Raw genomic sequence first — 18,636 nt, 5'->3', positions numbered from 1 at the left:
GCTGTGCGCTGCCCCCGGTGTTTGTATTTCCCCCACAGTGGGGCTTTCTCTGACAGGATAAGACGATGAGCAGGGTAATTCTGCAAACGCATGACCTGACGGTCCGATTTGGCGGGCATGTGGCCGTGGATCACGTCAGCTGCGCCTTCAAAACCGGCCAGCTGACGGCCATTGTCGGCCCCAACGGGGCGGGTAAAACCACGTATTTCAATCTGATCTCGGGGCAGATTCCGTCCTCGGAGGGGCGGGTCGAGCTGAACGGGCGCGACATCACCAAAGGCTCGGTTTCGCAGCGCTGCGATTTGGGAATTGGGCGCGCGTTTCAGCTGACGAACCTGTTTCCGAACCTGTCCGTATTGGAAAACGTCCGGCTGGTGATCCAGTCAAAGGCCAAGATGGGGTTCAGCTTTTTCTCGATGGCGGATGGGCACGCGGAAATCACCGATCGGGCGATCGCGGTACTGGAGAAGGTAAAGCTCTATGATCTGCGCGATCAGACGGTTTCAGCGCTGAGCCACGGCAACCAGCGCAAACTGGAGGTGGCGATGCTGATCGCCCTGGATCCGCTGGTTTATATGTTCGACGAACCCACCGCCGGCATGAGCGTTGATGAGGCCCCCGTCGTGCTGGACCTGATCGCCGAGCTGAAGGCCGAGAAAGACCGCACCATCCTGCTGGTCGAGCATAAGATGGATGTGATCCGGACGCTGGCGGATCGTATCATCGTTTTGCATAACGGTGCGCTGGCGGCTGACGGCGATCCGGTCGAAGTGATGGCCAGCGATGTCGTCCAAGAGGCCTATATGGGCAAGGAGCTGGAAGATGTCTGACCCGATCCTGAAGCTGGAAGGCGTCTATACCGATATTGCGCAATATCACATTTTGCAGGGTGTCGATCTGGAGGTGCCGCGCGGCGGGGTGACCATGCTGCTGGGCCGCAACGGGGTGGGCAAGACCACGACCTTGCGCACCATTATGGGCCATTGGCGGGCCAAGGCCGGTAAAGTGCTGCTGGACGGGCAGGACATTGCCGCCCGGCCGACGCCGCAGATTGCGCGGATGGGTGTGGGCTATGTGCCCGAAAACATGGGGATCTTCAGCGATCTGACGGTCGAGGAGAACATGATCCTGGCGGCGGCCTCGGGGCCGATTGACAACGCGCGGCTGGAGTGGATTTTCACCGTCTTTCCGCCGCTGAAAACTTTCTGGAAGGGGCACGCGGGAAACCTGTCTGGCGGGCAGAAACAGATGCTGTCCATTGCCCGCTCGATGATTGAGGAGCGCAGCCTGTATCTGATCGACGAACCCACAAAGGGGCTGGCGCCGGCGATTATCTCGACCATGGCGCGGGCGCTGCGTGAGTTGAAAGAGCAGGGGGCCTCGATCCTGCTGGTGGAACAGAATTTCAGCGTGGCCAAGGCCCTGGGGGACAGCTGCGTGGTGATGGATGATGGGCGTGTCGTCTGGACCGGCGCGATGGCCGAACTGGCCGGCAGCGCCGAATTGCAGGAACGCCTGATGGGGCTGAGCATGGAGGCACACCAATGAGTGCGCGTCGGGTGTCAGGGGCATTGGGAAACGGTCGTCACGGGGGCGTGGGTGGAAAAGGTGACGTTTTCTGCGCCTCCGGCGGGAGTATTTTCGTCAAAAAGAAGGGGGGTGGCGTATGAGTGCGGCTCCGAAACATGCGCCGACAATGGCGAAGATGAGTGTGGCCGATCGGATCGGGCCCTGGCTGCCTGTTCTGTTGGTGCCGATGATTATGCTGGTGGGGCTGGTGCTGATCCCTTCGAGTTCGAGCTGGTTGACGCTGACGGTGAGCGGGCTGGCGATGGGGATGATGATTTTCATCATGGCCAGTGGGATGACCTTGGTTTTTGGTCTGATGGATGTGATCAATTTTGGCCATGGGGTGTTTATTTCGGTCGGGGCGTTTGTGGGGGTCAGTGTGTTGCTGGTTCTGGCGGGCATGACCGAGGCCCCCAGTCTGATGCTGAATCTGCTGGCCGTTCTGCTGGCGATCATCGCGGCGGCGCTGGCGACGGGTGTTCTGGGCTGGGCGTTCGAGCGGGTGATCGTGAAGCCGGTCTATGGGTTTCATCTGAAGCAGATCCTGGTGACGATGGGCGGTCTGATCGTGGTAGAGCAGTTGATCGTGGTGCTTTGGGGCCCTGAGGAGATTTACATCTTGCGCCCGCAGGCCTTGCAGGGGGCGATCACCTTTGCCGGGGCGGCGCTGGAGAAATACCGTCTGGTGGCTGTGGGGGTTGGTTTGGCTTTGTTTTTGGGGATGCGTTATGTGCTGCGCTCGACCAAGATCGGGCTGATCGTCCGCGCAGGCGTTGAAAACGGAGAGATGGTTCAGGCGCTGGGCTATCGTCTGCGGCTGGTGTTTGTGGGGGTGTTCGTGGCGGGCTCGGCCCTGGCGGGGCTGGGCGGCGTGATGTGGGGGCTCTACCAAGAGGTGATCACTGCGCATATGGGCCAGCACATGATGATCCTGATTTTCATTGTGGTGATCATCGGCGGGCTGGGCAGTGTCGAGGGTTGTTTCATCGGTGCCCTGCTGGTGGGGCTGCTGCAAAACTATATCGCGTTTTTGGAACCCAAGGCCGCGCTGATTTCGAACATCGCCCTGATGGTGGCCATTCTGATGTGGCGCCCGCAGGGAATGATCCCGGTTGTGAAGGCGAAATAAGATGATTGTGAAGCTTCTCTCGGGCGATATGCCCCGCAGCACCGTGCTGGCTGTCATTTTGGGTGTGATCCTGTTCGCGCTGGCCTTTGCGCCTTTCATTTTTCCTGGTGTGCGATCCGTGGATACGGCGGCGCGGATCTGCGTGTTTATCCTGCTGGTGGCGTCTTACGATCTGATGCTGGGCTATGGGGGCATCGTCAGTTTTGCCCACACCATGTTCTTTGGCATGGGGGCCTATGGCGTGGCGCTGGCCTGTACGCATATGGATCGCGGCTTTGGCGCGCTGATTGTCGGCGCGGGATCGGGGGCCATTCTGGCGGCAGTCGTGGCCTTTCTGATCGGGCTGTTCAGCCTGCGGGTGCGTGCGATTTTCTTTGCGATGATCACCCTGGCGGTGGCCAGTGCGGTGGCGGTTCTGGTTAGCCAGCTGTCCGGTTTGACGGGCGGCGAGGACGGGCTGAACTATAAGATCCCGCGCGAGCTGACCCCGGCTTTCCGTTTTGGCAAGGAAACCTTCGGCGGAGAGATCCTGGGCGTCAAAACCAACGGCAAGCTGCTGAATTACTATGTGGTCTTCATCGGCTCGTTCCTGTTGTTCCTGCTGCTCTTGCGGATCGTCAATTCGCCGTTTGGCCGTGTGTTGCAGGCCATTCGCGAGAATGACTTTCGCGCGGAATCCATCGGCTATCGGGTGGTGAACTATCGCACTGCGGCGACCTGCATTTCGGCGGCGGTGGCGGCTTTGGCGGGGGCGCTTTATGCGATCTGGCTGCGGTATGTGGGGCCCGACACGGTGCTGAGCTTCGATATCATGGTGGACATCCTGCTGATGGTGGTGATCGGCGGAATGGGCACCATGTATGGGGCCGTGATTGGGGCGGCTCTGCTGGTGATTGCGCAAAATTACCTTCAGGGGCTGATGGGCGCGGCCTCGGGCGCGGTTGAGGGGGTGCCTTTGTTGCCGGACCTGCTGGATGCCGATCGCTGGCTGTTGTGGCTGGGGATCCTGTTTATCCTAAGCGTCTATTTCTTCCCCACAGGCGTGGTTGGGCGTCTGCGCGCGGGGAAATAGGCGCGCGCCGCCAGTCAAAACCCTAAGGGCGCAACCAAGTTCCGGGTTGCGCCCTTTTGTGTTTTCGGATCAATCTGCACGACCTTTGGGAGGAGGGATCAACATGGGAGCCGGATTGGTGCTGCTCTGCGCGGCCTATGTTCTTAGTCAGTTTTATCGCTCGTTTCTGGCGGTGCTGACGACGGTACTGGAGCAGGACGTGGGCGCGACGGCGCAGGATCTGGCGAATGCCTCGGGGCTATGGTTCCTGGCCTTTGCCGCGATGCAGATTCCGGTGGGCGCTGCGCTGGATCGGATCGGGCCACGGCGTACGGCCGGGGCGCTGCTGCTGATCGGAGGCGCCGGTGGTGCGGTCCTGTTCGGCGTGGCCACGGCTCCGCAGCATATTTCCTGGGCGATGGCGCTGATCGGTGTGGGGTGCTCGCCCGTGCTGATGGCCAGCTATTACATTTTCGCGCGCAATTACCCGGCCAAGGTGTTTGCAACCCTGGCGGCCGTTCTGCTGGGGGTGGGCAGCACCGGGAACCTGCTGGGCGCGTTGCCCATGGCGATGGCGGCAGAGACCTTTGGCTGGCGCGAGACTCTGTTCGGGCTGGCGGCGGTCAGCGCGGCGGTTGCGATTGGTATCTGGCTGACGGTCAAAGACCCCGAGACCGTGCATCACCAGCAAAAGGGCAGCGTTCTGGACCTGCTGAAAATGCCCGCCCTGTGGCTGATATTCCCGCTGGCCTTTGTGCAATACGCGCCGGCGGCTGGGCTGCGGGGGCTGTGGATCGGCCCCTACCTGACCGAGGTTTTCGCCTTCGATGCCGCTCGGGTGGGGAATGCGACGCTGATCATGGGGGTGGCGATGATCCTGGGCACCTTTGCCTATGGCCCGCTGGATCGCCTGCTGGGCACCCGAAAATGGGTGATTTTCACCGGCAATCTGGTGGGGGCGGGGGCCCTGGCGGCGCTGTGGCTGCTGCCTGTGGGCAGCCCCTGGATGGCGATGGCGCTGTTTGCGATGGTCGGGTTCTTTGCCGCGGCCTATCCGATGATCATGGCCCATGGGCGCAGCTTTTTCCCGGCGCATCTGGTGGGGCGCGGGGTGACGCTGATGAACCTGTTTTCGATCGGGGGCGTGGGCGTGTTTCAGGTGGCCACGGGGCAGCTGCATCGCGCGGTCAGCGCAAAGGGCGGCGCGCCTCAGGCCCCGTATGAGGCGCTCTTTGTGCTGTTTCTTGCCGCGATGGCTGTGGGGCTGGCGCTATACCTCTTTTCCCGAGACCGCGTGGACTAGCAAAACCTCTTTTATCCTGCGTTCCCCTGCGGTATGGAGCCTCGTCCTAAACAAAGGAGTTGCTCGAAATGGGCTATAATGTCGTCGTCGTCGGCGCCACGGGGAACGTGGGCCGTGAAATGCTGAACATCCTGGCGGAACGTCAGTTCCCGGTGGAGAAGATTGCCGTGCTGGCCAGCCGTAAATCGCTGGGCACCGAGGTCAGCTTTGGCGACAAGACCCTGACCACCGAGGATCTGGACACCTTTGATTTCACTGGCTGGGACATGGCGCTGTTCGCCGTGGGTTCGGCCGCGACGAAGGAATACGCGCCCAAGGCCGCCGCGGCGGGCTGTGTGGTGATCGATAACAGTTCGCTCTATCGCTACGATCCGGACATCCCGCTGATCGTCCCCGAGGTAAACCCGCAGGCCGTGCACGGCTATTCGAAAAAGAACATCATCGCGAACCCCAACTGCTCGACCGCGCAGATGGTTGTGGCGCTCAAGCCCCTGCATGACCGCGCGAAAATCAAGCGTGTCGTCGTCAGCACCTATCAGTCGGTTTCGGGTTCGGGCAAGGACGCGATTGACGAGCTGTGGGATCAGACCAAGGGCATGTATGTCCCCGGCCAAGAGGTGGCCCCCAAGGTCTATCCCAAGCAGATCGCCTTTAACGTGATCCCGCATATCGACGTCTTCATGGAAGACGGCTCCACCAAGGAAGAGTGGAAAATGGTCGCCGAGACCAAGAAGATCGTGGACCCTTCGATCAAGGTCACGGCCACCTGCGTGCGTGTGCCTGTGTTCGTGGGCCATTCGGAATCGATCAATATCGAAACCGAGGATTTCCTGGACGAAGACGAAGCCCGTGACATCCTGCGCGAGGCCCCCGGCATCATGGTGATCGACAAGCGCGAAAACGGTGGCTACGTCACCCCCGTCGAATGCGTGGGCGATTACGCGACCTTCATCAGCCGCATCCGTCAGGACAGCACCATTGATAACGGTCTGAACATGTGGTGCGTGTCGGATAACCTGCGCAAGGGTGCCGCGCTGAACGCCGTTCAGATCGCCGAGCTGCTGGGCCGTGAGGTTTTGAAAAAGGGCTGATCTTGCCCCCAGAAATGACGAAGGGCGCCCGGCGGGGCGCCCTTTTTGTTTGTCCAATGCAGAGATTAGACCTGCGCGAAACGGCCTTCCTCGGCGATATACTGTTCCACGGTGCCTTCGCCGATGTTGTGCCACACCGCGTGCAGCGCCAGCTGGCCGCTTTGCACCGCATCCTGCACGAAGGGAAAGGTCATCAGGTTCTCGATCGAGGTCAGCGCCGCCTGTTTTTCCAGGGCCGTCTTGCGCGCGTCGTCGCCCTCGACATCCTTCACCTTTTCAAATCCGGGGCGCAGGATGTCGATCCAGCGGCCCACGAACGAGGTTTTTTCCTCCAGCGCGGGGGCGTTGCCCATGCACATGTCATGGCAGCCGGCCACACCGCCGCATTGCGAATGGGTCATCACCACCACATGCGACACCTTCAGCACCGTCACCGCGTATTCAATCGCGGCCGAGGTGCCGTGCTGGCCGCCATCGGGCTCGAACGGGGGGACCAGGCTGGCGATGTTGCGGTGGATGAAGAATTCGCCCTGATCAGCCCCGAAAATCGCGGTCACATGCACGCGCGAATCGCAGCAGGAAATCACCATGGCGCGGGGGCGTTGGCCCTCGTCTGCTAAGCGACGATACCAATTCTGGTTTTCCGTGTAGGTCGTTGCCTTCCATCCTTGATACCGTTGCACCAGATAGGCGGGCAGGGGCTTAGCGTTGTCCATGTCGTCATCCTTGCGTTTCTTGTCGTTCTGATCGGGGAAATTACCCTGCATTTAAACGGTTTTCGAGGGAAAACAATTGTCGGTCTCAACCTTTTGGGAACCACTTTGACGGCAAGCTCGATCCGGGCCTGTGGGGGCGCACTATGGGGTGAGACTGTGAACTACATAACGACACTGAAACCGGAAGAATCCGTTAGACTGGATGCCGGCAGATTAGGGGATCTTTTCTATGAACTGGGCGAGGCCGGCGCAGGCGATGTGATTTGCCGCGCTATGGACGAGCTGACCCAACGCCTGACCGAAGCCGAGCGACAATACTCGACCGCACAGTTTCTGGACCTGCGCAAAACCGTCCGTTCATTGATTGGCATTGCGGATCAGGTGGGGATGTGGGCGTTGGCGACGGTTGCCGGGGATGTTGTCGAGTGTATTGATCAGGGGGATCCGGTGGCGCTGGCCGCCACAATCGCCCGATTGATGCGTATCGGAGAGCAATCTTTGACAGCGGTATGGGATATGCAGGGGCTATCCATCTAGCCCCCCTTGCAGGTGCCGACAATCGGCGTAGGCTGGGCGCGATTAACAAATGGGGCCCAGATGACTGCTACTTTTGCCACGGCGACAGCCGATGCTATTCCTGTTCATGTTTTGGAAACCGGCGCTGTTGACGCCTGGGCGCAGGGGCAATCCGATCAGGTTCGGAACTGGCTGAAGGCCTCGGGGTTTCAGGCGGGGCTGGGTAAAACATTACTGATTCCGTCTCAGACGGGGGGCATTCAGGCGGTTCTGGCCGGGTATGGCACGGCGGATCAGCGGGCGCGCGGGCGGTTCCATCTGGCCTCGGCGGCGACAAGCCTGCCCGCAGGGACGTATCGCATTGCCAGCGGCGTGCCGGGCGATAAGCTGGAAGAAGAGGCGTTGGGCTGGCTGCTGTCCGGTTATGCCTTCGATCGGTATCGCGCTCAATCGGGGGGCGGGGCACGGCTGATCGCGCCCGAAGGGGTGGATGGGCCCCGTCTGGAAACTATCGCCGCGGGCGAGTTTCTGACCCGCGATCTGATCAACACCCCGGCCAGCGACATGGGCCCCGACGCATTAGAGCAAGCCGCGCGCGGGCTGGCCGCGCAGCATGGCGCGCAGATTACGGTTACGCTTGGCGATGCGCTTCTGGAACAGAATTTCCCGATGATCCACGCGGTCGGGCGCGCGTCCGGGCAGGCACCCCGTCTGATTGATCTGCAATGGGGTGATCACGGGCCGTTGCTGGTGCTGGTGGGCAAGGGGGTTTGTTTCGATACGGGTGGGCTGAACCTGAAACCGGGGGCCTCGATGGGCCTGATGAAGAAGGATATGGGCGGCGCCGCGACGGTTCTGGGGCTGGCGCATATGATCATGGGGCTGGGGCTGAGCCTGCGCCTGCGGGTTCTGGTGCCTGCCGTGGAAAACAGCGTTTCGGGCAATGCGTTCCGTCCGGGGGACATCCTGACCAGCCGCAAGGGGCTGACGGTTGAGATCAACAACACCGATGCCGAGGGGCGGCTGGTTCTGGCCGACGCGCTGGCTTTGGGGGCCGAGTCAAACCCCGATCTGATGCTCTCGATGGCGACGCTGACGGGCGCGGCGCGGGTGGCCGTGGGCCCCGATCTGTCGCCGTTTTTCACCGATGACGATCCCTTGGCCCAGGCGTTGACGAATGCGGCGGGGCGCGTGGCCGATCCGGTCTGGCGCTTGCCCTTCTGGGATCCGTATGAAGCCGATCTGGAACCCGGTATCGCCGATCTGGACAACGCCCCCAAGGGTGGTTTCGGTGGGGCGATCACGGCGGCCCTGTTTTTGCGCCGGTTTGCCGGAACGGGCTGCCGCTACACGCATTTCGATATTTACGGCTGGTCCCCCAAGGCTCTGCCCGCGCGGCCCAAGGGTGGCGTCGGGATGGGCGCGCGCGCCCTGCTTGAGGCCCTGCCGGACGTTCTGGGACTGTAGCCATGGATCGTCGTCTGACCCCGGCCAACAAACGTGTCGCTGCGCAGCATTTGCGGGGGCAGGTTGAGGCGGCCAGCTATGTGGCCGGCACCGAGAAAATGGTCGCCGTTCCCCTGGCCGATCTGCTGTCCGCCCCGCATGGGCGGCGCGAGCGGCAATTGCTGCTGGGCGAGCGGGTTCAGATGTTCGAAGAGCGCGCTGGCTGGGCCTTTGTACAGGCCGAGAAGGACGGCTATGTCGGCTATCTGCGTTTCGATCAGCTGGAAGAGCGCCGCCCCGCCACCCATTGGGTGATCGCGCGGGCCTCGCATCTGTACACCGAGCCGGATTTCAAAAGCCACGAGCGAATGAACCTGTCGATGGGCTCGCAATTCCGGGTCATCGGCGAGACCGAGCGGTTTTTTGAAACGCCGCTGGGCTATATTCCACGTCCGCATCTGGCAGCTCTGGACCGGCTGGCCTCGGATCCTGTCGAAGTGGCCGAGCGGTATCTGGGGGTGCCCTATCTGTGGGGCGGGAACTCGATCTGGGGCATAGATTGTTCGGGGCTGGTGCAGGCGGCCTGCGTCGGTGTGGGCGTACCCTGCCTGGGCGACAGCGACATGCAAGAGGCGCAGACAGGTCGCGCCCTGAGCGAGACCGCAAAGCTGCGCCGGGGCGATCTGTTGTTCTGGAAAGGGCATGTCGCGCTGGTGGCCGGAAAGGGCCGGTTGCTTCATGCCAACGCGCACCACATGGCCGTGGCATACGAGGACATGGAGGCCGCCATCGCCCGGATCGCGGCGCAGGGCGATGGGCCTGTGACCTCGCGCCGGCGCTTGCCCAGATTGCGCCGGCGCGCTGGTGGGTAAGCGCTTTGGGCGCTGGCAGATGGTCTAATCGACCGAGCGGATCAGCTTACGCTCTAGCACGCGCAGCACGGTTTTCAGGTCATGCCCGCGCTTCAGAATCTGCCCGTCCATGCCGAATATGACATACATGCCCTGTTTGTTGCGCAGCTTGGGGTGTTTTTCGATCCGATAGAGAGGAGTTTCAGCGGTGCGGCGGAACACTGAAAACACCGCGATTTCCCGCAGGCAGGAAATCCCGTAATCGCGCCATTCTCCAGCGGCCACCATGCGGCCATACAGGCCCATGATCACGCCCATCTCTTTGCGGTCAAAAGCCACCTGAGAAGGGACGTCGGGACGGGGAAATGGGGTGGGGCCTTGCATGTTCATAAGCCCAGAGTTGCGCCAATCGGAGGTTAAATCAAGCCTGCCGGAATCTTTTGCCGAAATCCGGGTGCGCAGAGGGCATGGCCGAGACATCTTGCAGCGCAGTATCGAACCAAATCTCGGCGCTTTGCGTCAGGGCGCCATAGGCCGCAGCCACCTGAGCACGCGGATCGCGCGCTCTGAAACGCTCTGGCAGCAGATCAATGGGCGGTTCGGGGTGGCGCAGCACGATCCGGCGCCAGCGATGGATCAGCAGGGTGCGTGCGGCCGCGGCCTCAAGCGGGGTCAGGCTGCACCCGGCCAGCGCATCCAGATCGGCAAACAGGGCTGTCAAAGCTTCCTGATGTGCTTTGGTCAGCAGGGTCGCGCGCATCGCTTTCGACAGGGCGGACAAATCCCCGGAAACGGCGCACTCGGGGGTGGGGGCGGCCTGATCCGCAGGGCGCAGCACAACGCCGGGGGCGACTGGAACTCCGGGCTGATCCGGCCCGATGGCCAGCACCCATTCCGTCACCGGGGACGTGCGTGGGGGCGCGTAAATCCGGCTGGTGGCATCGGCAAATTGCGCCAGGCCCTCGGCGGTAAGCCGGTAATAACTGTTGCGCCCTTCGCGTTCGGACGTCACCCAGCCATCACGCCCCAGCCGAGACAGCGCGGTACGGATCGTCCCTGGCTCGATCCCGATCCGGCCCAACAGTTTTTGCAGACGCAGGTTGGCAATCCGGCCGCCGCGCAGCTGCACACTGTCGCCGAATACAGTAATGACCAAAGACCACACGCGCAGGCGGCCTTCGTCATGCAGGGCGGAAATCAGAGGGGAAAGCGGATCCATAACCCATTGATACACCCGGTTATGTCTGAGGGGAAGTGGGGGCAGCGCCGGGCCGCCCCCCGTGGGATCAGCGCTGGTAGGCGACCATGGTCAGCAGTTCGTATTCGGCGACCTGCTCGTTGTCCTGGTTGGTCAGGGTCGCGTTCCAGGCAACCTCGCCATAGTCATTCGTGCGCTTGGTTTTGCGCTTGCAGGTCAGGGCAACCTTGATGCTGTCACCAGCACTGACGGGTTTCTGGAAGGACAGACCGTTCAGCCCCGTATTGGCCAGAACCGGGCCTTCGTTCGGTTCCACGAACAGGCCCGCAGCAAAGGACAACAGCAGGTACCCATGCGCCACCCGGCCAGGGAAGAACGGGTTTCGCTGCGCCGCGTTCTCGTCCATGTGGGCATAGAACGTGTCGCCGGTGAAATGGGCGAAATGCTCGATATCCTCCATCGAAATCGTGCGCGAGCCCGTGTGAATCGTCTCGCCGATCTGGATTTCGTTGAACGTCCGCTGGAACGGATGGGTCGGGTTTTCTGACTGCGGAGCGCCCTTGATCCAGGTGCCGGTGATGGCGCTGATGATCTCGGGCGTGCCCTGGATCGCGGTGCGCTGTAGGTAGTGTTTCACGCCGCGAATGCCGCCCAGTTCCTCGCCGCCGCCGGCGCGGCCGGGGCCACCGTGGACCATATGCGGCATGGGCGCGCCGTGGCCCGTCGCCTCGCGTCCGGTGTCGCGGTTGTTGATGTACAGCCGTCCATGCCAGGCCGCGCTGGTCAGGGTGATGTCGCGCGCAATCGCCGGATCATGGGTAAAGACCGAGGCCACCAGAGAGCCCTCGCCGCGGTTCGCCAGCGCCGCCGCATGGGCCGTGTCGCGATAGGGCAGGATGGTCGATACGGGGCCGAATGCCTCGACCGAGTGGATGATTTCCGCGCCGTCCGGATCGTCGCATTGGAACAGGGTCGGCGGGATAAAGGCGGCCTGGGCATCCGCGTCCACGGGCTGGAACCCGTCCAGAGCGCCGCAGATCTGACGCGCCTCGGTGCCGATCTGCGCGGCCTTGGCCAGCACGTCCGATTTCTGCGCCATCGATGCCAAGGCCCCCATGCGTACGCCTTCGGAATCTGGGTGGCCGACGGTGATCGTGGCCAGTTTTGCCGACAGGGCCTGGGCCACCGTATCGGCCATGTGATCGGGCACCAGCAGGCGGCGCATGGCGGTACATTTCTGTCCGGCCTTGGTGGTGATCTCGGTCACGGCTTCTTTGATGAACAGCGCGAATTCGGGGCTGTCCGTATCGGCATCCACGCCCAGGATCGAGGCGTTCAGGCTGTCTTGTTCCGCTAGGAAACGGGTCGAGTTCTGGATCAGCGCAGGCGTCGTGCGCAGCATCTGCGCGGTGTCGGCCGAGCCGGTGAAGCTGACCACATCCTGCGGGCCCATCTTGTCCAGCAGATCGCCGGTGCGGCCGATGATCAACTGCACGGCACCCTCGGGCAGCAGGCCCGATTCGATGATCATGCGGAAACAGGCTTCGGTCAGGTAACAGGTCTGCGTCGCCGGTTTCACGATCGCAGGCACGCCAGCCAGTAAGGTGGGGGCCAGCTTTTCCAGCATGCCCCAGACGGGGAAGTTGAACGCGTTGATATGGACAGCGACACCTTGCAGAGGTGTTGCAATATGTTGCCCAATGAAGGCACCGGTGCGGCCCAGCTGCTCGACCTCGCCATCGGCATAGACCTGCGCATCCGGCAGTTCGCGGCGGCCCTTCGAAGCATAGACGAATAGCGTCCCAATCCCACCTTCGATATCCACGCCGCCATCGCGCCGGGTGGCGCCGGTCAGGCCGTTGATCGCGTATAGCTCTTCTTTGCGCTGGCCGATGTATAGGGCCAGTTTCTTTAGAATTCTGGCGCGATCATGGAAGGTTAGGGCGCGCAGGGCTGGCCCGCCCACGTTGCGCGCATACTGTAGCATTGCGTCCGTATCCATCGCAGATCCGCCCGCCAGGGCAATTTCGCTGGCCGTGACAGGGCCGATGATGGGGCTGGCCGCAGCGCCGGGCGCGATCCAGTTTCCTGCGATATAGCTTTCGGGTTTCAGCATTGGGGTCTCCTCGAACGGTTGTCCGCAGTATGTGGCATTATAATTCCTATTGCAATACTATTGACCGACTGGTCGGTTTTGTGCAAGCTTTGAATCGCGACGGGGAGGAAATACCGAAATGACACCGCAAGAGCGCGCCGAGCGCAGTGCAGCAGCGATGTGGGTCAGGGATGTGGCCAGCCAGGCCGCGGGGATGACCCTGCAAGAGATCGGGCCAGGCCGTGCCGTGCTGTCGATGCCGGTACGCGAGGATTTCCTGAACGGGCACCGCATCTGCCATGGCGGATACATCTTTACCCTGGCGGATTCGGCCTTTGCCTTTGCGTGCAACAGTTACAATCGGTTGGTGGTGGCGCAGGAAAACTCGATCACGTTCCTGTCGCCCGGCCAGCCGGATGAGATCTTGACAGCCCATGCCCAAGAGGCGGCTCTGACCGGCCGATCAGGCGTATATGACGTCACCGTCACCGGAGAGGACGGCCGCAAGGTTGCTTTGTTCCGGGGCCTGTCGCGGCAGATCAAGGGCCAGCATTTCGAGGAGAGCGAAGAATGAGAGACGCATTTCTGTGCGAGGGAACGCGGACCGCAATTGGCCGCTATGGGGGGGCGCTTAGCTCGGTCCGGCCAGACGACATGCTGGCGCATGTGATCCGCGAGGTGACCGCACCTTTTGACGGGTTGCAGGTGGACGAGGTGATCATGGGGAACGCCAATGGCGCGGGCGAGGATAACCGCAATGTCGCTCGCATGTCTGCCCTGCTGGCGGGCCTGGGAGAGAGCGTGCCGGGCACCACGATGAACCGTCTTTGCGGCTCGGGTCTGGATGCGATCGGCACCGCCGCGCGCGCCGTGAAATGCGGCGAGGCCGAGGTGATCATTGCCGGCGGTGTGGAATCCATGTCGCGCGCGCCTTTCGTTCAGGGCAAGGCCACCAGCGCCTTTTCCCGCAAGGCCGAGATTTACGACACCACCATCGGCTGGCGCTTTGTAAATAAGCAGATGCACAAGCAATTCGGGACGGATTCCATGCCCGAAACGGCGGAAAACGTGGCCGCTGATTTCAATATCTCGCGCGAGGATCAGGATGCGTTCGCCCTGCGTTCACAGGAACGGGCGGCGGCGGCGATTGCCTCGGGGCGGCTGGCGCGCGAGATCACGCCGGTGACGATCCCGCAGCGGCGCGGCGATGACATCGTGTTCGATACGGATGAGCACCCGCGGATGACCTCGCTGGAGAAGCTGGCGAAACTGCCCACCCCCTTCCGCGAGGGCGGCAGTGTGACGGCAGGGAACGCCAGCGGCGTGAATGACGGCGCGGCGGCGCTGATCGTGGCCAGCGGCGCTGCGGTGGAAAAATACGGGCTGACCCCCAGGGCGCGGATTGCGTCCATGGCGACGGTGGGGGTGCCCCCGCGGATCATGGGGATCGGCCCGGCCCCGGCGACGCAGGCTTTGCTGGACCGGCACGGGCTGAAAATCAGTGATGTGGATTTCATCGAACTGAACGAGGCCTTCGCCGCGCAGGGGCTGGCCACCATGCGGCAGCTGGGCCTGCCCGATGACGCGGACCATGTGAACCCGAACGGTGGCGCGATTGCCCTGGGGCACCCGCTGGGCATGTCGGGCGCGCGGCTGGCGCTGACGGCCTCGATCAACATGGTGGATGCGGGCGCCAAACGGGCGATCTGCACCATGTGTATCGGCGTCGGTCAGGGTATCGCCTTGATGCTGGAATCTGTCTGAGCCCAAAAACCATACGGCACCGTTTAGTGGAGGAACGTGCTATGAAAGATCTATCGCCAAAACCCGGCGATCTGGAAGCGATCGAAACTGCCTCGCGCGATGAGATTGCCGCGCTGCAATTGCAGCGGATGAAATGGTCGCTGAAACATGCCTATGAAAACGTCCCCTTCTATCGGGACAGTTTCGATAAGGCCGGGGTGCATCCGGAGGATCTGAAATCCCTGGCGGATCTGGCCAGATTTCCATTCACGGTAAAGCAGGATCTACGTGACAATTACCCCTTCGGCCTGTTTGCCGTCCCACGCGAGCAGATCGCGCGGGTACATGCGTCCTCGGGGACGACGGGGCAGCCGACGGTTGTGGGCTATACCCGGAACGATCTGTCCATGTGGGCCAATGTGGTGGCGCGGTGTATGCGGGCCTCGGGGTTGCGGCCGGGGGATGTGCTGCACAATGCCTATGGTTATGGGTTGTTCACCGGCGGTTTGGGCGTGCATGGCGGGGCCGAGCGCGCGGGCCTGACCGTTGTGCCCGTGTCCGGTGGCATGACCCAGCGCCAGGTCCGCCTGATCGAGGATTTCCGCGCCGACGGGATCACGGTGACGCCCTCTTATGCGCTGTCCATTCTGGATGAATACGCGCAGCAGGGTCTGGACCCGCGCGAAAGCCCGCTGAAGGTGGGGATTTTCGGTGCCGAGCCCTGGACCAACGCCATGCGTAAGGAGATCGAGGACGCCTTTGACATGCACGCGGTAGACATCTACGGCCTGTCCGAGGTGATCGGCCCCGGCGTGGCCAATGAATGCGTGGAAACCAAGGATGGCCTGCACATCTGGGAGGATCATTTCTATCCCGAGATCATCGACCCCAACACCGGCGAAGTGCTGCCCGATGGCGAGCTGGGCGAGCTGGTCTTTACCTCGCTTACCAAAGAGGGTTTCCCGATCATCCGCTATCGCACCCGCGACCTGACGCGCCTTTTGCCGGGCACTGCGCGCTCGATGCGGCGGATGGAGAAGATCACAGGCCGCAGCGATGACATGATCATCCTGCGCGGCGTGAACGTCTTCCCCACTCAGATCGAGGAACAGCTGATGGACGTGCCTGCCCTGGCTCCGCATTTCCAGATCGAGCTTAGCCGTCCTGACAGGATGGACGTGATGACCGTCCATGTGGAACTGGCCGAGGGCGCCGGCAATCCGGACGCCGCCGCGCGCGATTTGTCGGGTAAAATCAAGTCGAATGTCGGTATCAGCGCCAAGGTTCAGGTGGCTGGGGCTGGCCAAGTGGCGCGTTCCGAGGGTAAAGCAGTGCGCATCATCGACAATCGCCCCAAGGAGAGCTGATGGCCCGCGGACTGGCACGCGATCACGACGAAAAACGAGCGGCCCTGCGCAAAGGGGCCGCCGCCTATTTCGCCGCGCATGGGTTCGACCGTGCCAGCATGACGGGCGCGGCGAAATCCTGCGGTGTGTCCAAGGCGCTGATCTATCACTACTGGTCCTCAAAGGAGGATCTGCTGTTCGACATTCTGGACGATCACCTGGGGCAGCTACTGGATCTGGTGCAGGCCTCCGAAGGCGAGGGGCTGGGCAAACTGATCGCTGCGACTCTGACCGCCTATGAGGACGCGGATGCCGAACATAAGCTGCAAATCGACGCGCTGGACATTCTGCCGGACGATAAAAAAGCGCCGCTGATCGCCACGCAGCGCGCGCTGGTGGACATCATGGGCACTGCCGTTTTGCAGGTGCAGCCCACGCTGGCGGATGATCCGGCCCGTCTGCGCGCGGCGACAATGACGGTTTTCGCTATCCTGAACTGGTTCTACATGTGGCACCGCCCCGGCAAAGGCATGAGCCGCGCCGCATATGCCGATCTGGCCACCGATTTCGTTGTGGGCGGTCTGCGCGCCCTTTGATTCTGGCGCCTCGTCGTTTGGGGCGCGCCTTTGGTCGTGAATTAGCTCTGGCGCCTCGGGAAAACCTCTACCTATAGTGAAAATTATCCCCTGCGAACGGGGTGGGAATTTTTGGGAGAGATTGAAGATGCGTACCAAGGCAGCCGTCGCGCTGGAGGCGGGCAAACCTCTGGAAATTATGGAAGTAAACCTGGAGGGCCCCAAGGCGGGCGAGGTTCTGGTGGAAATCAAGGCCACCGGCCTGTGCCACACGGATGAGTTCACCCGCTCGGGGGCGGATCCCGAGGGGCTGTTCCCCTCGATTCTGGGGCACGAAGGCGCGGGCATCGTGCTGGAGGTCGGCGAAGGCGTTACCACGCTGAAACCGGGCGATCACGTAATCCCGCTCTATACGCCCGAATGCCGGGAATGCCATGCCTGCCTGTCGGGCAAGACCAACCTGTGCACCGCGATCCGGGGCACTCAGGGTCAGGGCCTGATGCCCGACGGGACCACGCGGTTTTCGATGTTGGATGGCACGCCGATCTATCACTACATGGGCTGTTCGACATTTGCCAATCACACCGTGATGCCGGAAATTGCGCTGGCCAAGGTACGTGAGGACGCGCCCTTTGATAAGATCTGCTACATCGGTTGCGGCGTGACCACGGGCATCGGCGCGGTGATCAATACGGCGGGTGTAGAGATCGGCTCGTCCGCGGCTGTCTTCGGGCTGGGCGGCATCGGTCTGAACGTGATTCAGGGGCTGCGGATGGCCGGCGCGGACATGATCATCGGTGTGGATCTGAACGACGATAAGGCCGAGATGGCCAAGAAATTCGGGATGACTCATTTCGTGAACCCGTCCAAGCTGGACGGCCAATCCACCGTCGAGGCGATCGTCGAGCTGACCAAAACCGAGAAGGACCAGTTCGGCGGCGTGGATTACTCGTTTGACGCCACGGGCAACGTGCAGGTGATGCGCGATGCGCTGGAATGCTCGCATCGGGGCTGGGGGGTGTCGGTGATTATCGGCGTCGCCCCCGCAGGCGCTGAGATTTCGACCCGTCCGTTCCAGCTGGTCACTGGCCGCGTCTGGAAAGGCACGGCATTCGGCGGGGCCAAGGGCCGGACGGACGTGCCCAAGTTCGTGGGCTGGTACATGGACGGTAAAATCGAAATCGACCCGATGATTACCCACAAACTGACGCTGGAGCAGATCAACGAAGGCTTTGATCTGATGCATGAAGGCAAGTCCATCCGGGCCGTCGTGGAATACTGACCTTAGCGTCTATACGGCACCGTATCGTGCCAGGAACATATCGACCGCGCCGGTGACGATGCGGTCGATTTCCGTTTCTGAGAAGCTGGTGGAAATCCCAAATACCGCGCGCGGGAAAATGTCGGTTTTGCACAGCTCCAGGAATTGATCGGCGGCCAGGGTAATATCCGCGATCCGCAGCTCTCCGCGTTCAACGGCCTCTTGCAGGTATTCGGTCATGTGCTGGCGTGCGTTCAGCGGCCCGGATTGATAGAACTTCTGCCCGATCTCGGGAAAGCGAAAGGATTCCGCCACGCAAACCCGGAACATCTGCTGCGAGAAGCGGCTGATCAGGATGCCCACCATCTGCTGCGCGGCCTGGGTCAGGACTTCGCGCGCGGGGGCGGTCTGGTCAATCAGCTGAATCGAGGCCTCGGCCTGGCGGTTGCACTCGTTGCTGGCAACCTCGACGAAAAGCAGGCGCTTATCGGGGAAATAGCTATAAAGCGTCGCCTTGGACACGCCTGCGGCCTTGGCAATATCGTCCACGCTGGCGCCTTCGAACCCATCGCGCATGAAAATTTCACGGGCCCCCAGCAGGACCTGTTCGAATTTCCGGCCCGTCCGAATGATGGGTTTGGTGGCTGTGTTCATGCTGTATTGCCCAAAGATTGTGCCAAATTATAAACCGACCAGTTTAGTTTCATCAAGTCATCCGGCGGGGTTGCGTGGCGGAAAGCAGCGTA

19 protein-coding genes are annotated in these 18,636 nt (G+C 62.0%); 14 read left to right on the top strand and 5 right to left on the bottom strand.

Translation table 11 applies throughout. The annotated features are described in order from the left end of the window. The first annotated feature begins 65 nt into the window (after positions 1-65). The 6 genes from ACP15O_RS06290 (at position 66) to ACP15O_RS06265 (ending at position 6,143) form a co-directional block, all read left to right on the top strand. A complete protein-coding gene (locus ACP15O_RS06290; protein ID WP_425095195.1) occupies positions 66-830 on the top strand; it encodes an ABC transporter ATP-binding protein in 765 nt (254 codons plus the stop codon). Beyond that, complete coding sequence (locus tag ACP15O_RS06285) at positions 823-1,548, top strand: ABC transporter ATP-binding protein (protein ID WP_425095194.1); 726 nt, start codon at positions 823-825, stop codon at positions 1,546-1,548. Before ACP15O_RS06290 ends, ACP15O_RS06285 begins: the two co-directional genes overlap by 8 nt. 118 nt (positions 1,549-1,666) lie before the next feature. Further along, positions 1,667-2,698, top strand: coding sequence for a branched-chain amino acid ABC transporter permease (locus ACP15O_RS06280; protein WP_425095193.1), 1,032 nt, complete (start codon positions 1,667-1,669; stop codon positions 2,696-2,698). A 1-nt stretch (position 2,699) separates the two neighbouring features. Continuing rightward, a complete protein-coding gene (locus ACP15O_RS06275) occupies positions 2,700-3,770 on the top strand; it encodes a branched-chain amino acid ABC transporter permease (RefSeq protein ID WP_425095192.1) in 1,071 nt (356 codons plus the stop codon). 103 nt (positions 3,771-3,873) lie between these two features. After that, complete coding sequence (locus ACP15O_RS06270; RefSeq protein ID WP_425095191.1) at positions 3,874-5,052, top strand: MFS transporter; 1,179 nt, start codon at positions 3,874-3,876, stop codon at positions 5,050-5,052. A 68-nt stretch (positions 5,053-5,120) separates the two neighbouring features. Then, positions 5,121-6,143, top strand: coding sequence for an aspartate-semialdehyde dehydrogenase (locus tag ACP15O_RS06265; RefSeq protein ID WP_425095190.1), 1,023 nt, complete (start codon positions 5,121-5,123; stop codon positions 6,141-6,143). A 65-nt stretch (positions 6,144-6,208) separates the two neighbouring features. Here ACP15O_RS06265 and ACP15O_RS06260 read toward each other — a convergent pair whose 3' ends face one another. Then, positions 6,209-6,859: a carbonic anhydrase gene (locus ACP15O_RS06260; RefSeq protein ID WP_425095480.1), complete on the bottom strand. Its 651-nt coding sequence runs from the start codon at positions 6,857-6,859 to the stop codon at positions 6,209-6,211. Between the two features lie 156 nt (positions 6,860-7,015). Here ACP15O_RS06260 and ACP15O_RS06255 point away from each other — a divergent pair, with 156 nt between their 5' ends. From ACP15O_RS06255 to ACP15O_RS06245, 3 genes are read left to right on the top strand one after another with little or no spacing between them, the layout of a single operon-like run. After that, positions 7,016-7,396 carry a hypothetical protein gene (locus ACP15O_RS06255; protein ID WP_425095189.1) on the top strand — a complete coding sequence of 127 codons (381 nt, stop codon included), beginning with the start codon at positions 7,016-7,018 and terminating at the stop codon, positions 7,394-7,396. A 60-nt stretch (positions 7,397-7,456) separates the two neighbouring features. After that, the gene (locus tag ACP15O_RS06250) at positions 7,457-8,842 is read left to right on the top strand and encodes a leucyl aminopeptidase family protein (protein ID WP_425095188.1); all 1,386 of its coding nucleotides are present in this window, start codon (positions 7,457-7,459) and stop codon (positions 8,840-8,842) included. A gap of 2 nt (positions 8,843-8,844) precedes the next feature. Further along, positions 8,845-9,693 carry a C40 family peptidase gene (locus ACP15O_RS06245; protein WP_425095187.1) on the top strand — a complete coding sequence of 283 codons (849 nt, stop codon included), beginning with the start codon at positions 8,845-8,847 and terminating at the stop codon, positions 9,691-9,693. Between the two features lie 24 nt (positions 9,694-9,717). Here ACP15O_RS06245 and ACP15O_RS06240 read toward each other — a convergent pair whose 3' ends face one another. The 3 genes from ACP15O_RS06240 to paaZ form a co-directional block, all read right to left on the bottom strand. After that, positions 9,718-10,062 (bottom strand): DUF2794 domain-containing protein, encoded by a 345-nt coding sequence (locus ACP15O_RS06240; protein WP_425095186.1) that lies wholly within the window; start codon positions 10,060-10,062, stop codon positions 9,718-9,720. 31 nt (positions 10,063-10,093) lie between these two features. Then, entirely contained in the window at positions 10,094-10,891 is a 798-nt protein-coding gene (locus ACP15O_RS06235) for a PaaX family transcriptional regulator C-terminal domain-containing protein (RefSeq protein ID WP_425095185.1), read from the bottom strand. Positions 10,892-10,958: 67 nt separating this feature from the next. Further along, positions 10,959-12,986: a phenylacetic acid degradation bifunctional protein PaaZ gene (gene paaZ, locus ACP15O_RS06230; RefSeq protein ID WP_425095184.1), complete on the bottom strand. Its 2,028-nt coding sequence runs from the start codon at positions 12,984-12,986 to the stop codon at positions 10,959-10,961. A 118-nt stretch (positions 12,987-13,104) separates the two neighbouring features. Here paaZ and paaI point away from each other — a divergent pair, with 118 nt between their 5' ends. The 5 genes from paaI (at position 13,105) to ACP15O_RS06205 (ending at position 17,911) form a co-directional block, all read left to right on the top strand. Further along, complete coding sequence (gene paaI / locus ACP15O_RS06225) at positions 13,105-13,539, top strand: hydroxyphenylacetyl-CoA thioesterase PaaI (RefSeq protein WP_425095183.1); 435 nt, start codon at positions 13,105-13,107, stop codon at positions 13,537-13,539. Then, on the top strand, positions 13,536-14,729 hold the full coding sequence (gene pcaF, locus ACP15O_RS06220) for a 3-oxoadipyl-CoA thiolase (RefSeq protein ID WP_425095182.1): 1,194 nt from the start codon (positions 13,536-13,538) through the stop codon (positions 14,727-14,729). Before paaI ends, pcaF begins: the two co-directional genes overlap by 4 nt. Positions 14,730-14,770: 41 nt before the next feature. Beyond that, entirely contained in the window at positions 14,771-16,075 is a 1,305-nt protein-coding gene (gene paaK / locus ACP15O_RS06215) for a phenylacetate--CoA ligase PaaK (RefSeq protein ID WP_425095180.1), read from the top strand. Continuing rightward, positions 16,075-16,650 (top strand): TetR/AcrR family transcriptional regulator, encoded by a 576-nt coding sequence (locus ACP15O_RS06210; protein WP_425095179.1) that lies wholly within the window; start codon positions 16,075-16,077, stop codon positions 16,648-16,650. The genes paaK and ACP15O_RS06210 overlap by 1 nt, the downstream gene beginning before the upstream one ends. A 127-nt stretch (positions 16,651-16,777) precedes the next feature. Next, positions 16,778-17,911 (top strand): S-(hydroxymethyl)glutathione dehydrogenase/class III alcohol dehydrogenase, encoded by a 1,134-nt coding sequence (locus ACP15O_RS06205; protein WP_425095178.1) that lies wholly within the window; start codon positions 16,778-16,780, stop codon positions 17,909-17,911. Between the two features lie 9 nt (positions 17,912-17,920). Here ACP15O_RS06205 and ACP15O_RS06200 read toward each other — a convergent pair whose 3' ends face one another. Further along, on the bottom strand, positions 17,921-18,544 hold the full coding sequence (locus ACP15O_RS06200; protein ID WP_425095177.1) for a TetR/AcrR family transcriptional regulator: 624 nt from the start codon (positions 18,542-18,544) through the stop codon (positions 17,921-17,923). Positions 18,545-18,636 lie beyond the last annotated feature (92 nt).

The organism is Youngimonas ophiurae (nom. illeg.) (assembly GCF_049803795.1).
Taxonomy (GTDB): domain Bacteria; phylum Pseudomonadota; class Alphaproteobacteria; order Rhodobacterales; family Rhodobacteraceae; genus Thalassobius.
Note: the sequence above shows the minus strand (reverse complement) of the source record. Positions and strands in the feature narration are given on the sequence as shown.

Excerpts from the sequence above, each read along its gene's own strand:
- ACP15O_RS06290 (WP_425095195.1), top strand. The coding sequence starts at position 66 with ATGAGCAGGGTAATTCTGCAAACGCATGACCTGACGGTCCGATTTGGC.
- ACP15O_RS06285 (WP_425095194.1), top strand. The coding sequence starts at position 823 with ATGTCTGACCCGATCCTGAAGCTGGAAGGCGTCTATACCGATATTGCG.
- ACP15O_RS06280 (WP_425095193.1), top strand. The coding sequence starts at position 1,667 with ATGAGTGCGGCTCCGAAACATGCGCCGACAATGGCGAAGATGAGTGTG.
- ACP15O_RS06275 (WP_425095192.1), top strand. The coding sequence starts at position 2,700 with ATGATTGTGAAGCTTCTCTCGGGCGATATGCCCCGCAGCACCGTGCTG.
- ACP15O_RS06270 (WP_425095191.1), top strand. The coding sequence starts at position 3,874 with ATGGGAGCCGGATTGGTGCTGCTCTGCGCGGCCTATGTTCTTAGTCAG.
- ACP15O_RS06265 (WP_425095190.1), top strand. The coding sequence starts at position 5,121 with ATGGGCTATAATGTCGTCGTCGTCGGCGCCACGGGGAACGTGGGCCGT.
- ACP15O_RS06260 (WP_425095480.1), bottom strand. The coding sequence starts at position 6,859 with ATGGACAACGCTAAGCCCCTGCCCGCCTATCTGGTGCAACGGTATCAA.
- ACP15O_RS06250 (WP_425095188.1), top strand. The coding sequence starts at position 7,457 with ATGACTGCTACTTTTGCCACGGCGACAGCCGATGCTATTCCTGTTCAT.
- ACP15O_RS06245 (WP_425095187.1), top strand. The coding sequence starts at position 8,845 with ATGGATCGTCGTCTGACCCCGGCCAACAAACGTGTCGCTGCGCAGCAT.
- ACP15O_RS06240 (WP_425095186.1), bottom strand. The coding sequence starts at position 10,062 with ATGAACATGCAAGGCCCCACCCCATTTCCCCGTCCCGACGTCCCTTCT.
- ACP15O_RS06235 (WP_425095185.1), bottom strand. The coding sequence starts at position 10,891 with ATGGATCCGCTTTCCCCTCTGATTTCCGCCCTGCATGACGAAGGCCGC.
- paaZ (WP_425095184.1), bottom strand. The coding sequence starts at position 12,986 with ATGCTGAAACCCGAAAGCTATATCGCAGGAAACTGGATCGCGCCCGGC.
- paaI (WP_425095183.1), top strand. The coding sequence starts at position 13,105 with ATGACACCGCAAGAGCGCGCCGAGCGCAGTGCAGCAGCGATGTGGGTC.
- pcaF (WP_425095182.1), top strand. The coding sequence starts at position 13,536 with ATGAGAGACGCATTTCTGTGCGAGGGAACGCGGACCGCAATTGGCCGC.
- paaK (WP_425095180.1), top strand. The coding sequence starts at position 14,771 with ATGAAAGATCTATCGCCAAAACCCGGCGATCTGGAAGCGATCGAAACT.
- ACP15O_RS06210 (WP_425095179.1), top strand. The coding sequence starts at position 16,075 with ATGGCCCGCGGACTGGCACGCGATCACGACGAAAAACGAGCGGCCCTG.
- ACP15O_RS06205 (WP_425095178.1), top strand. The coding sequence starts at position 16,778 with ATGCGTACCAAGGCAGCCGTCGCGCTGGAGGCGGGCAAACCTCTGGAA.
- ACP15O_RS06200 (WP_425095177.1), bottom strand. The coding sequence starts at position 18,544 with ATGAACACAGCCACCAAACCCATCATTCGGACGGGCCGGAAATTCGAA.